This is a genomic window from Paraglaciecola sp. T6c (assembly GCF_000014225.1).
GTDB classification, from domain to species: domain Bacteria; phylum Pseudomonadota; class Gammaproteobacteria; order Enterobacterales; family Alteromonadaceae; genus Paraglaciecola; species Paraglaciecola atlantica_A.
Genome location: NC_008228.1, coordinates 149,019 through 162,403 on the forward strand (window position 1 = coordinate 149,019; position 13,385 = coordinate 162,403).

At 46.1% G+C, this 13,385-nt stretch carries 9 protein-coding genes; all 9 read left to right on the plus strand.

Annotated features, from left to right (window positions below):
* The first annotated feature begins 13 nt into the window (after positions 1-13).
* The 9 genes from PATL_RS00660 (at position 14) to PATL_RS00700 (ending at position 13,233) form a co-directional block, all read left to right on the plus strand.
* Entirely contained in the window at positions 14-997 is a 984-nt protein-coding gene (locus PATL_RS00660) for a N(4)-(beta-N-acetylglucosaminyl)-L-asparaginase (protein ID WP_011573063.1), read from the plus strand.
* Entirely contained in the window at positions 994-2,754 is a 1,761-nt protein-coding gene (locus PATL_RS00665) for an endo-beta-N-acetylglucosaminidase (RefSeq protein WP_011573064.1), read from the plus strand. Before PATL_RS00660 ends, PATL_RS00665 begins: the two co-directional genes overlap by 4 nt.
* A complete protein-coding gene (locus tag PATL_RS00670) occupies positions 2,754-3,491 on the plus strand; it encodes a copper homeostasis protein CutC (RefSeq protein ID WP_011573065.1) in 738 nt (245 codons plus the stop codon). Before PATL_RS00665 ends, PATL_RS00670 begins: the two co-directional genes overlap by 1 nt.
* 127 nt (positions 3,492-3,618) lie before the next feature.
* On the plus strand, positions 3,619-6,165 hold the full coding sequence (locus PATL_RS00675; protein ID WP_232283275.1) for a beta-mannosidase: 2,547 nt from the start codon (positions 3,619-3,621) through the stop codon (positions 6,163-6,165).
* Between the two features lie 2 nt (positions 6,166-6,167).
* Positions 6,168-7,958 (plus strand): sodium:solute symporter family protein, encoded by a 1,791-nt coding sequence (locus PATL_RS00680; protein WP_011573067.1) that lies wholly within the window; start codon positions 6,168-6,170, stop codon positions 7,956-7,958.
* Positions 7,959-7,990: 32 nt separating this feature from the next.
* The gene (locus tag PATL_RS00685; RefSeq protein ID WP_011573068.1) at positions 7,991-10,234 is read left to right on the plus strand and encodes a GH92 family glycosyl hydrolase; all 2,244 of its coding nucleotides are present in this window, start codon (positions 7,991-7,993) and stop codon (positions 10,232-10,234) included.
* Between the two features lie 66 nt (positions 10,235-10,300).
* Positions 10,301-11,296, plus strand: coding sequence for a glucosamine-6-phosphate deaminase NagB-II (gene nagB-II, locus PATL_RS00690; protein WP_011573069.1), 996 nt, complete (start codon positions 10,301-10,303; stop codon positions 11,294-11,296).
* Positions 11,297-11,665: 369 nt separating this feature from the next.
* A complete protein-coding gene (locus PATL_RS00695) occupies positions 11,666-12,091 on the plus strand; it encodes a phosphate ABC transporter substrate-binding protein (protein WP_011573070.1) in 426 nt (141 codons plus the stop codon).
* 14 nt (positions 12,092-12,105) lie between these two features.
* Entirely contained in the window at positions 12,106-13,233 is a 1,128-nt protein-coding gene (locus tag PATL_RS00700) for a hypothetical protein (RefSeq protein WP_011573071.1), read from the plus strand.
* Positions 13,234-13,385 lie beyond the last annotated feature (152 nt).

Genomic DNA, 13,385 nt, shown 5'->3' on the forward strand with positions numbered 1-13,385 from the left:
AAGAGGATAGCGTATGACAGCCACGCGCAGAAGGTTCTTAAAATTATCATTAGTAAGCAGTATCGCGAGTGCTTTCGCCGCGAGCAGCAAAACTGCTTTCGCTAGGGCAGAAAAAGCCAGTAAACCTATAGTGATATCTACCTGGGAGCATGGTATCGCGGCAAATAAAGTGGCGTGGGACGTTCTCAACAAAAATGGCCGCGCATTGGATGCTGTTGAGCAAGGCGTGCGTGTGCCAGAGGCTGACCCCTTGGTTAGAACGGTTGGTTTGGGGGGATACCCTGACAGTGAAGGTAATGTGACGCTTGACGCCTGCATCATGGATGAAAACATGAATTGTGGCTCTGTGGCTTACCTGCAAGACATCCTGCATCCTATCTCGGTTGCGCGCAAAGTAATGGAAAATACGCCCCACGTAATGTTAGTGGGAGCAGGGGCTAAGAAATTCGCTGTAGAGCAAGGTTTTGCTGAGCAGAATTTACTTACCGAACAGTCTAAACAAGATTGGCTGGCGTGGCGTCAGTCGGGTCAGCAGAAAAAACAAATTAACATTGAAAACCACGACACCATCGGCATGTTAGCGCTGGATGCGTCGGGTAACTTAAGCGGCGCCTGTACCACAAGTGGCGCAGCCTTCAAATTACCAGGACGAGTGGGGGATTCACCCATTATCGGCGCCGGTTTATATGTGGATAACGAAGTCGGTGCTGCCACAGCCACGGGCATGGGTGAGCTGATGATGAAAACCGTGGGCTGTCATCTAGTGGTTGAGCTGATGCGCCAAGGCGCTTCACCTCAAGAAGCCTGTCAAAAAGCAGTGGAGCGAATAGCCACCCGTTTGGACAACTTCGCCGAATTTCAAGTGGGTTTTTTGGCCCTGAACAAGGCTGGTGAGTACGGTGCTTATTGCATTCAACCGGGTTTTAATTACGCGGTTAAAGACGCCGGTGGTGAGCACCTTATTGATGGCAAAAACCTATTAGGGGAAGGCGCATGATGCTCAAAACCCTGGGTAGCCTATTGCTGTGCACCGCATTTTTTTGTCAGGCACAAAGTACTGATATTCGAGCTAATCAAGCGCCATTTGCATTAACCCTTGAGCAAGCCATGAACTGGACTGCACAAAGTGATTTTACCTCTGCACAGAATATCTCTAAACAGCCGTTAGCTAGACGTTTTGGTGCACAGTTAGACCCCAGTAGAGCAAATTTAGATACGCAAGTTAAGGTGCTCTACGCGCCTGACGGTATGAACAACTTTGCAAATTACCTCGATACACAAGCCACATTTAATTTGTATAACTTTACTCACTGGTCGCAAATCGATGTGCTGAACTGGTTTGCCGGTACGGCTGATCATGTGGTGCAAATACCTGCTCGGCCTTGGGTTGACACCGCGCATCGAAATGGCGTCAAGGTTATCGGCTCGATTTTCTTAGCCATCGCTAAATACGGCGGCAGTCCCGATACCGCAGAATCTTTGCTCAAACAGGATGCTCAGGGGCGATTTATTATGGCCCATAGACTTGTCGATATAGCCCAATATTATGGTTTTGACGGTTGGCTAATGAACCAAGAAACTAACTTGACCGCCATTAAAGATGCAGAAAATGAATTAGTCGAAGGGCAAAAAGACATTCGTCGCGGTGCAGAACTTGGCCAGAAAATGTTGGCGTTTATGCAGTATTTAACGGCTATTGCCCCCCAAGGAATGGAGATCCATTGGTATGACTCCATGCTGGAAAACGGTGAAGTGCGCTGGCAAAACCAGTTGAATGAGAAGAACCAAGCATTTTTACACCAGGGTGTATCCAGTGCCGATGCCATGTTTATGAATTACTGGTGGAACAAAGCCATGGTCGAACGCTCTGTCTCACTTGCCCAAGCGTTGGGGCGTTCTGGCTACGACTTATATTTTGGCGCTGATTTATGGCCAAGTCGCAATGCACAGCGCGCTTTTAGTAAGACCCAGTGGTTAGAGGATCTATTTGATAGTGATACCGAGCAAGGGCTAACCTCCATTGCGCTATTCGCACCGAACTTCAATTTTAATTTCAGTGGCGAACCTCACACACCTATTTTTAGCCAATTTAAAGACGATCCCCAAGACTCGCTACGGTTTTACCAAACCGAGCAACGCTTGTTTGTGGGGGATGATTTAAACCTTGCCAATAATGATCTTAATGGTTGGCCGGGCATAGGACGCTACGTACCGGCAAAAACCACTGTGAATTCGTTACCGTTCGAAACGTATTTTAATACTGGCCAGGGTAAAAAACTGATCGAAAACGGCCAGCAAGTGTTAAGTGGCTGGACTGATATGAGCAAGCAGGATCTGCTGCCCACTTGGCAATTTGCCGTGTATGGCAACCCGTCAATGACGGTAGCGTATGACTTTGAAGAGGTGTTTTCTGGTGGCAGCTCTTTGGTTTTCACAGGCTCGCTTAGCGCGCAAGAAACACGCATTCCTTTGTACCAGACTCATTTGGTACTGGGCAAAAACAACACAGCGACGCTAACCCTAAAAGGCGATGCCAGTGCCCTGTCATTGTATGTGGAAACTGCTGACGGTAAGCGACATAGGTTCGCGTTAGATGCGATTACCCCAAGTGTCAGTCAACAAGATTGGCGCTCCTATGAAGTATCACTTAGTGCGCTCGCAAAGCAGTCTATTACTCAACTCGGTATGTTGTTTAGTGACGGTACGAGCGAGGAAAATGTGAATGTGAATTTAGGGCAATTGGCGATCCGTTAATGATTGATATCGAAATTTGCCTACCTTGTGATGACCTGGCGCATGTTGCCCAGCAAATTCGTGCCGCACATAGAGGGAAAGCAGCGCGGGTAGAGCTTTGCAGCCATATGGAACATCAGGGACTCACGCCTAGTATGAATGCCATGCAGCAAGCTAGGGCAGCGGCCCAAGGGGAGTTAATCTTGCTGGCAATGATCCGCCCTCGTGGTGGTGATTTTTGCTATGACGAGGGTGAAATACTGCAAATGCAGCATGACATCGCTCTCGCTGCACAAGCTGGCATGCAAGGGGTGGTGCTCGGCGCGCTCACACCAGATAACAAGCTGGATCAGGGCGCGTTAACTCGACTAATTGCGGTGGCTAATAACGCTAATTTGCAGGTGACATTTCATCGTGCATTTGATGCCTTGGCTGAACCAGCGCAAGCCATTGACACCCTTATTGAGCTAGGCGTGCAACGTATTCTCACCTCAGGTTGTGACTGGGGGAGTCACGATACTGCGCAGCAGCATAGCGCACAAATAGCACATTACTTGGCCCTAGCTAAGGGACAAATTGAGATAGTGATTGGCGGTGGTATTGCTCCCGTAAGCGCTAAATTAATAGCGCAGTCTATAGGCCAGCAGATGGAGCAACATTATCATTATTCTTTTCACGCTTATTCGTCTGCTCTTATCGACGGGGTGGTACATGAAGACCCTGTTCTACAGTTATATCAAGGCGTTAATGACACTTAGCTCGACTCTTACCAAGCAGCGTTTTACACAGCAATAATTTCATCGTGGGGATGACTCATTGGGCGGCCCCGCACTCGACTCGACAGCCCACTTTACAACATTGGTTTTTATGATTAACGAAGAATATATGACACAAATGAAGACATTACCCCTAACTGGAACATGGCAGTTTTGCCAAGCCGATAAGCAAGACTGGCGAAATGCAGAGGTTCCAGGGTGTAATTTTACTGACTTGCTCGCTCACAATTTAATAGACGATCCGTTTGACCGAGACAACGAATCCCATTTGCAGTGGATTGAGAAAAAGGACTGGCATTATCGCCGTTCATTTAATGTATCAGCGGCGCAATTGGCCCACAGCGAGGTTAATCTAGTCGCCCTAGGGCTGGATACGTTTTGTGATATTTATCTCAATGGGCAGCACCTCGCTAGCGGGCAGAATATGTTTGTGGGTCAACACCTTGCTTGTAAGTCTTTGCTGGTAGAAGGTGAAAATGACGTGGAAATTCGTTTTCGCTCACCCATGAACGAAGTGTATCCACAATTTATAGCTAACGGTTTTACCTACCCAGCGGAAAACGACAAAAGTGACGAGAAGCTCAGTGTCTTTTGTCGCAAAGCACCTTGTCATTTTGGTTGGGATTGGGGGCCGAAGTTCGTGACGTCTGGCATTTGGCGCGACATTTATTTAGCGTTTATCGACAGTGCTGAAATCAAAGACGTACATTTTGTACAGCAGGCGTTGTCAGCACAGCGCGCTGATTTTCATTTTGCATTAGACGTCAGCGCGATGACAGATTTTGATGCCCAACTAGTGGTGAAGTGCGAACAGGCCCCGCAGTTGAATCAAACCTTAGATGTGCGTTTAACGGCCCAGGCTAACGAGCAAAGCATGCTGGTTAACTTCACGCTTACCGATCCTAAGCGCTGGTGGCCTAATGGGTTAGGGGAGGCATTTTTATATGACTTTAGCTTTGAGTTAGTCAAGGATAAGCAGGTTATAGCCCGTCGCGAGCAAGCTGTGGGGCTGCGGGAAATAGAAGTGGTAAACCAAGCTGATGAAATGGGGGAGTCATTCTATTTCAAAGTAAACGGTCACCCCGTCTTTATGAAAGGCGCGAACTACATTCCGGATGACAGTTTTATTCATCGAGTTAATACCCAGCGACATGAGCAAGTGTTTGATGCCGTGGTGGCAGGCAATATGAATATGTTGCGAGTGTGGGGCGGCGGCATTTATCAAGACGATGCTTTTTACGAACTAGCGGATCGCAACGGCATTTTGATTTGGCAAGACTTCATGTTTGCCTGCACTTTATACCCAGCAGATGACGCGTTCTTGGCAAATGTGAAACAAGAAGCGGAATATAACGTTAAACGTTTGCGTAACCACCCGTGTATCGCTATGTGGTGTGGCAACAACGAAGTCGATATGGCCATCGAAAAATGGCAGTGGGCTGAAAAGTTTGGCTATTCTGATGAGCTGTACGGGAGACTTAAACAAGATTACATACGTTTGTTCGATGACTGCTTACCCAAGGTCATTAACACGCTTGATGCGCAGCGCTTTTATTTGCGTTCTTCACCCATAGGTTTTTGGGAAAACGACGAAGACAACAAAGCTAATCATCACTACTGGGGCGTATGGCACGGTGAAGAGCCGTTCAGTGAATATAAAAAGCGTGTGCCACGCTTTATGAGTGAATACGGTTTTCAGTCGTTTCCTATTGCTGAATCAACCCACACGTTTACCCGGCCTGAAGATCGCGAACTTGAATCAGCCGTGATGCAGGTGCATCAAAAGCACCCGCGTGGCAATAAGCTTATCCGTAGCTATATGGATGAAGAGTTCAATGCGCCGAGAGATTTCGATCAGTTATTGTATTTAAGCCAAGTTCAACAAGCCCTTGGATTAAAAATGGCGTTTGAAGCGCATCGCAAAGCCATGCCATTTTGCATGGGAACCCTGTATTGGCAATTGAATGATACTTGGCCGGCTGCGTCATGGTCTGGTATCGATTATTATGGTCGTTGGAAGGCGCTGCACTATCAAGCGAAACGCAGCTTTGCCCAACAATTATTGGTGATTGACCAAGTGAATGATCAGCTTGAGGTCACCTTGATTTCTGATGATTTACAGCCTTTTTCCGCTCAATTGCACATTCAAGTTTATGACTTCGATGGGTTGGTGGTGTATTCCCATGAGCAAGATGTGCTTGTGCCGGCTAATGCGTCTTTGTCGCTTACTTCGCTTGCTATGTCAGAACTTGCCTCACAAGCTCAGCCCAGTAGCTCTGTGTTAGTTGCGCGCTTAATGCATCAAGATGGCCGAGTGCTTAGCCAAAATAGTCACTTTTTTGTAGCCAACAAGGACTTGGCCTTGCAAGCTGCTGATATACAGTGCGAACAGGTTATTACGCCTGAGTGTTTAACGCTGACGTTTAGCAGCGACACTTTCGTTCGTCAGTTGTATGTCAGTGCCGGCGAGCAAGTCGGCAATTTTAGTGATAACTTTTTTGATCTGATCCCCGGAATCGACGTCTCGATTCACCTTGCGCTGCCGGGCCTAGATCAACAAGATATTGAGCGCCTTGGGGCTAAGGTAAGCTGGCAATCGCTACTTGATAGTTTTGCTTCATTAAGCAATGAGCAACGTAATATAGCTGGGTTATAGCGATGATTTTAAGTTGGATAGATATACTCGTTATCATTGGTTATTTAGTACTGGTGTTAATGATCGGTTTGTACATTTCACGGCGTGCTAGCCGTGACATGGACTCCTACTTTTTAGGGGGCAAAACCATTCCCTGGTGGGCGCTTGGGGTGTCAAATGCCTCGGGTATGTTCGATATTGCGGGCACCATGTGGTTGGTGTCTATGTGCTTCGTCTACGGTTTGAAGAGCGCGTGGTTGCCTTGGATATGGCCGATATTTAACCAAATATTTTTGATGATTTATTTGTCCATATGGCTACGTCGTTCAAACGTGATGACAGGGGCCCAGTGGATGGAAACGCGCTTTGGCACTGGCAAAGGCGCAGAAATGAGTCAAATGGTGGTAGTGATATTTGCCTTGGTCAGTGCGATAGGCTTTATTGCGTACGCCTTTAAAGGCATAGGCAAGTTTGCCGCGATCTTCTTCCCGTGGGAATTATCACCAGACATTTATGCGTTGATTATCTTCTCGATCACCACGATTTACGTGGTCAAAGGGGGGATGTACAGCGTGGTCTTCACTGAGATTTTGCAGTTTGTGATTATGACGATTGCGGCTGTTTCTGTGGGGATCATTGCCATGTATATGGTGTCACCAGAGCAACTGGCTGCTGCCACGCCTCACGGTTGGGATCAGCTGTTTTTCGATTGGCGATTAGACCTTAACTGGCAAGGCTTGATTGATAGCGTCAATGTTAAAGTGGAAGAGGACGGTCTTGAGTTGTTCGGACTCATGATCATGATGATGCTATTTAAAGGTGTGCTATCTAGCATGGCCGGCCCAGTGCCGAACTATGACATGCAACGTATTCTAGCCACCAAAAGTCCCAAAGACGCGGCAAAAATGAGCGGCTTGGTGTCTCTGGTAATGTTTTTCCCTCGTTACATGATGGTGGCAGGGTTATCTATCTTGGCGATTGTGTACATGGGCCCAGACATTCAGGCCCAAGGTAAGCAATTTGATTTTGAGCAGATTTTGCCCTTTGCCATCAATAATTTTGTGCCTGTAGGCTTAACCGGTTTGCTTATAGCTGGTTTGCTCGCAGCCTTTATGTCGACTTATGCAGCGTCGGTCAATGCTGCTCCCGCATACTTTGTGAATGATATCTATCGTCGTTACTTACGCCCAGATGCAGACAGTCGCACTTATGTGCGTATGAGCTACATAGTGTCTATTGTACTCGTGGTATTAGGTATGGGCTTAGGCCTGATGCTAGGTAGCATCAACGCGATTATGCAGTGGATCTTCGCTGCCTTATTTGGCGGGTATGCAGCGGCTAACTTATTGAAATGGCATTGGTGGCGATTCAACGCCTATGGTTATTTCTGGGGCATGTTAGCAGGTTTGATTGGGGCGCTGGTGTTACCGATTGCGCTCCCCGATGTGCAACCCTTAATGGCATTTCCGCTGCTACTGGTATTCGGATTGGTTGGCTCGATTGCAGGGACTTTACTGACACCCCCTGAATCAGACGAGGTGTTATGTGAGTTTTATCGAACGGTGAAACCCTGGGGGGCATGGGGACCAATTCGTGACAAAGTCATAGCCTTGGATCCTGGCTTTGCCCCAAACAAAGAATTTTCTCGTGACATGTTCAATGTTGCTATCGGTATCGTGTGGCAAATAGCCTTAGTGGTGATGCCGATTTATTTAGTGATTCAGCAGTGGTGGTCCATGTTGGCAGCCTTTGGGGTCATTGTTGTGACCAGTTGGATCTTAAAAAAGAACTGGTTAGACAAACTCCCCGACTGAGTACAAGTTTACGCAAAAGAGTGATTAATATAATGAAAAAACAATTTTTAGCGGGCGCATTCTCGCTATGTGCTGTGGGCAGCCTTGCTGGTTGTGCCACAAGCTCAGTTTCTAGCATGCAACAAGCTTCAGTGCCACAGGCCACAATCGTCCAGGTCGCTGACGAGCAGTTATTACAATACGCAGACCCATTTATTGGCACAGGCGGCCACGGCCACACGTTTCCCGGTGCAGTGGTACCTTTTGGTATGGTGCAATTAAGCCCTGACAATCCTTCTAAAGGCTGGGATTGGACTTCCGGTTATAACTACAGTGACAACCAGTTGCTTGGTTTTAGCCATACGCATTTATCTGGCACTGGTGTTGGTGACTTGCTTGATGTGCTTGTGATGCCGTTTCGTGGTGATTACAAAACCCGACGTGATAATGAACTAAAGCACGTAGTGAGTGAGTATTCACATTCTGATGAAAGTGCCTCACCCGGATACTACCAAGTGGGGTTGCCTGAAGAGCAGGTTAACGCCGAGCTAACGGCAACCGAGCGCACTGGTGTTCATCGTTATACCTTTTCAGGCCAAGAAGACGCTAAAGTATTAATCGATTTAGGCTATGCCCAGAACTACGATAAATCTGTGGCCACCTTTATGCGTGTGATAGACGATAGCACCTTAGTGGGCTATCGCATTTCAACCGGCTGGAGTGACTACCAGCCTGTGTATTTTGTTGCCAAGTTTAACCAACCCTTTGCACATCAGTTTTACAAAGAAGGCGAAGCGCTAGCCGGCCCGTTCATCAATGCGGAAAAAAGCGAAGTGGTGCTTAACTTTGGTGACATTGCTGATAAGGCTTTGGTGGCAAAAGTAGGTATTTCTTACGTGAGTATTGCTGGAGCGAAGCAAAACTTAGCAGCAGAAGTCGCTGATTTTGATTTCGATAATACTAAGCGGCAAGCACAAGCACTGTGGGCAGCTCAATTAGGCAAGTTTAACGTCACTGATGATAACGAGCAGGCGAAACGTAAGTTCTACACCGCGTTGTATCATTCGTTTTTAGCCCCCCAGACATTTAATGACGTTAATGGCAGCTATTTCGGTGCAGATGGCAGCGCCCACAATAGTCAGCAATTCAAGCGTTACTCCTTGTTCTCGCTATGGGATACGTTTCGCGCATTACATCCTTTATTGACCATTTCTAACGGTGAGCGGGTCAATGACATGGTCAGCTCGATGATGGCCTTTTATGACGAAACCGGCTTATTGCCTTCGTGGGATTTAATGGCCAATGAAACCGATGTGATGATCGGGTATCACGCAGTGCCAGTGATAGTGGATGCGTACTTTAAAGGGTTGACTGATGTAGACCCTGAATTGTTATTTCAGGCGTTGAAAGCCTCTGCAATGCAAACGCGTTTTGGTATCGATCTGTTTGCTGAGTATGGTTATGTGCCCTCTGACTTAGAAGTAGAAGCCGTATCGAAAACCCTAGAATATGCTTTTGATGACTGGGCAATTGCACGCATGGCTAAAGCGCTTAATAAAAACGCTGACTATGCCTATTTCACGCAACGAGCTGAGTCTTATAAAACCTTGTTCGATAAACAAACCGGCTTTATGCGTGGTAAAACCCAACAGGGTGAATGGGTGAAAAACTTCAGCCCAACCCATGTAGACCACCGCACGACGGATTACACCGAGGCGAATGCGTGGCAGTACACTTGGTTTGTGCCCCACGATGTTGATGGCTTGATGGCATTATTCGGCGGTGAAGCGCCATTTCTAAATAAATTAGATACCTTATTTAGTACTGATTCCTTTATGGAAGGAGATGTATCACCGGATATTTCTGGCTTGATTGGGCAGTATGCCCACGGTAATGAGCCTGTACATCATGTGCCTTACATGTATTCCCTGACGTCGCAAAAATGGAAAGGCGAACAGCGCATAAAAGAGATCCGCGAGACCATGTATCGCGATAACCCAGATGGATTATCGGGTAATGACGATGTGGGACAAATGTCTGCTTGGTATGTCTTTAGTGCTCTTGGGTTCTACCCACTAAACCCAGCCGATGGGCAGTATGTACTAGGCACCCCGCAGTTTGATTCAGTGCAGATCCAACTGCCAGACGATAAAGTTTTCACTATTAAGCGTGTGCAATCCGCTGAAGATACGGCTGGCTATGTAAAAGAAGCCACACTTAATGGTCAGCCTGTCAATATGAACACCATTAGTCACAGTGAATTGATGCAGGGCGGCGAGCTTATTTTCACTTTTTGATATTTAGTAATTTAACAAGGTGGCGCTATTCGCCACCTTTTTTTTGACGATTTTCCGGAGACTCCAATGACCAGTATCATGGCAAGAGAGGCTGCATCAGCCTCTGAACTGTTAGCTAAGCAACTTATGCTAAATCATGAAAGTTGTGAGCGTATTGCTCAGAAAATACAACTCCTTAACCCAAGCGTAGTGTATATAGTGGCGCGAGGTTCGTCAGACCATGCTGGCGTATTTGCTAAATACCTGATTGAGGTGGAGCTGGGTATTCCCGTGGTGGCTGCCGCACCTTCCGTGGTGACTGTGTTTCACAAACAACTCAAACTTGATAACGCGTTGGTTATCGGTATTTCTCAATCAGGACGCAGCCCAGATATTCTTCAGCATATGCAAATGGCGAAAGATGCTGGAGCGCTGTGCATTGGTCTAGTGAATGATGAATCTTCTCCGTTAGCTAAATTAGTGGATCAGCTTCTTCCTTTACGGGTTGAGCAAGAAGTGGCAGTGGCGGCAACAAAAAGCTATTTGGCGTGTTTAAGCGCCCTTCTACAATTGGTGGCGCATTGTAAGAAAGACCCAGAACTGATGGCCGCAGTAAGCGAAATTCCCAAGGCTTTAAGTCTTGCCATAGAGGGGTCGAAGCAATTGCACAGTGATATGTTCAAAGGATGTGATAAGTGCATTGTACTTGGCCGTGGCTTTGGCTACGCCATAGCTAAAGAGGTGGCGTTAAAATTAAAAGAAGTTTGTGCTATTCAAGCAGAGGCGTTTTCTAGTGCGGAGTTTGTGCACGGCCCTGTGGCACTGGCGCAAAAACCTTTAAAAGTGCTCAGTTTAGGATTGCTCGATGAGTCCCAGGTCGCCCACGAGCAACAAATAGATGACGTAACCCAGCGCGGGGCAAGTGTGCTGAGTATGAAGCCATTTCCCGATGATGTGCATCCTAGACTTGGTGCATTAATGATCATGCAGCGTTTCTACCTTGATATTGCTGACATATCCCTGCAATTGGGTTGTGATCCGGATTCGCCACAAGGATTAAATAAAGTGACGCTAACCGTGTAAAGTAAATCGTGCTTACTGCGGTAAAACTCGGTAAGCACGGTCTTTGTTTTAAATACTCTTATTGATTGGTGCTTGTTTAGGGTATAAGCATTCTATGAAGTTAAAGACGTAAAACTCGTTTTTTGTTGTGCTCTCATCCTACCTTTTCTCTCCTAACGTATTGTCTGCGATATGTATTTTTATTCTCACGTGTTATTTATTTACCATTTTATGCTATGTTTTTAATCATAGGGATTTATCGTTAAGGGATTAAAATTTATACCTAAGTGTGCGTACTTATACCGGTTTAGGGTGGTTATTTGTTACAAGATCTATACATTACGCCCTCCGAAAATTTACCTTCGATACACTCCAATTACGGGGAACACCATGTTGAAACACACGATAAAAAAAATATCTCTAACAGCGGCCTTGTTATTAGGCAGCGCTTCAGTTTTTGCTGAAGTTGTTGTTATTGTGCATCCATCTAATAGCGCTAGCATTGATGCAAAAACCACCCAACGAATTTTTTTAGGAAAAGAGAAGAAATTTTCCTCTGGAGAACAAGCCACTCCAATTAACCAAGCTGCAGGCACTGCAAGTCGTAATAGTTTTGATAACGACACGCTTGGTCGAAATTCTGCCCAAGTATCCGCTTATTGGTCAAAGCTAGTTTTTACCGGAAAGGGTATCCCGCCCAAAGAAGTAGCCAACGATGGTGAAGTCATCGCTATTGTAGCTGCTAATCCAAATGCCATTGGTTACGTGGACAGTGGCTCAGTTGACGCATCTGTAAAAGCAATTCCATTAAACTAGTCAAGGATCATAAAATGAAAAATTTAAGTAAAACAATGGTATTGCTAACATCTTTGGGATTTGGTTGTGCCGCAAATGCAGAATTAAGAATTAACGGTTTCGCGAACTTAGTCGGCGGGATTACCAGTAGTGATGATGCACTGTATGGTTACGATGATTCGTTTTCGTTTAAGTCTGAAAGCTCATTCGCTTTGCAGGTCAGCGGCGACATAAACGATAAAATGACTGCTACCGGCCAAATTATTGCGCGCGGCGAAGATGATTATGACGCTGACTTCGAGTGGGCCTACTTTACTTTTAATGCCACGGATCACGTGAGTATTTCAGCGGGTCGATTACGTCTTCCACTTTTTAAATATTCTGCTTCTCGTGATGTTGGTTATTCATATCATTGGGTGAATACCCCTCGTTCTATTTACGATGTACCTTTTAATAATTTAGATGGTCTGCGTGTTGATTACGCAAATTACCTAGGTGATTGGGAATACAATTTGCAGCTGGCCGTGGGTACCTTTAGTGGTGATAACGACTTAGGTGATGTTGAAGGCAAAAATGTCATTGTTGGTACTGCTGAAGTGCAACGTGATTGGTTCAAAGCCCGTGTGGTAGCTGGTCGCGGTAACGTCACCTTGGAAGCGGATAATGTAGACAACATTACTAATGCTTTAGCGCAAATATCTCCAGTACTTGCTAATGAGTTGGCACTAGATGATGACAGTGGCGTGTTCTTAGGTCTTGGCTTAGAAGCCGATTTTTACGATTGGTTTATAAGTGGTGAAATAACCTCTATTGATGTGGAAGATTCATTTTCACCTGAAGATACCGCGTTTTATCTGACTGCTGGTATGCGTTTTGGTGCTTTTACTCCATCGCTAACCTATGAGAAGTTAGATGGTCGCGGTGATCTACGTTTCTTAGATCAGGTAGCAGCCTTACCTGAAGCGGCGCAACCCGCAGCGACCGCTGCAGTGGTTGGTTTACAGCAAGCCGTGGCTGATGAGTATGATGTGGTGACCCTAGGTGTACGTTATGATTATGACACGAATATTGCCTTAAAAGCTGATATTAGCTCTTATACAAGTGACGTTGATGACTCATTAGACACGGGGTTGTTACGCTTCGCAGTTAACTATATTTTTTAGTAAATGAAGAACTAATAAGCGTCTCAATTGAGGCGCTTTTTTTTACGTCAAAATTTAATATGTCTTTTGTGTTTCTCAGGCTTTACCTTAGATGCGTCACTCCAAAGGGCATTAATGTGCTGCTTACAAGTGGATAGGGAGTTGGTATACTC